Below are 295 nucleotides of genomic sequence, written 5' to 3'. Positions count from 1 at the left end.
ACGCTACTGCCAAGACGCATGCGCTCAGCATGTTCAGCACAACTTTCGTTTTCTTGCTCACGTTTTCCTTTACATGTTGTCAATATCGACGTAGTGTTCGGCAAAACGGCCGTCTACGATCGGAATGATTCGGTAATGCACGCCTTTGTTCATGGCGCACATCTTTTCCAGCTGCTCCTGAGCTTCTTGCAGGTTTGCCGTCTCGAACAGGGTTCCGCCCGGCCGCACATTCGACACGAAATCATACGGCCACTCGCTGGAGAACCAGCCGATCTGATACGAGTCCGCACGGTCC

General features: G+C 53.2%; 1 protein-coding gene. It reads right to left on the bottom strand.

Annotation, left to right across the window (positions count from 1 at the left end; genetic code table 11):
• Nucleotides 1-69: 69 nt before the first annotated feature.
• Nucleotides 70-295: hypothetical protein (locus AC1RPH_RS08220; RefSeq protein WP_481762096.1), on the bottom strand; the 226-nt coding region annotated here is incomplete at its 5' end.

It is taken from the genome of Dellaglioa sp. CoH-57-MRSF-16 (assembly GCF_056782055.1).
This window is presented reverse-complemented; position numbering and strand designations above follow the sequence as displayed.